Origin of the sequence: Streptomyces sp. GbtcB6, assembly GCF_019091475.1 — a bacterium.
Classification (GTDB): domain Bacteria; phylum Actinomycetota; class Actinomycetes; order Streptomycetales; family Streptomycetaceae; genus Streptomyces; species Streptomyces hyaluromycini.
This window is the reverse complement of the sequence record NZ_JAGXJL010000539.1, coordinates 1-230: the sequence shown is the minus strand read 5'-3', so window position 1 is coordinate 230 and position 230 is coordinate 1. Positions and strand designations below refer to the sequence as shown.

General features: G+C 70.9%; 1 pseudogene. It reads left to right on the top strand.

Annotated elements, in window-relative coordinates:
* Window positions 1-230 (top strand): annotated as a pseudogene (locus KVT45_RS55910) (serine protease); the annotation flags it as partial.

The window sequence follows — 230 nt, the reverse complement described above, 5'->3', positions numbered from 1 at the left end:
GCGGACTTCTCCGCGGTCCTCGCGCAGAACGGCTTCCCGCAGGTCTTCTGCCCGTTCGCCAACGAGCCGATCACCGATGTCTCTCCGCCCGACTCGGCCCTCGCGAACAGCGCGGTGGCCACGACCGCCCTGCAGTCCATCGTCAAGGTGACGGGCACCGCGCAGAGCTGCGGGAAGGTCCTGGAGGGCACCGGCTTCGTCTTCGCCGGCCGCCGCGTGGTGGCCAACGC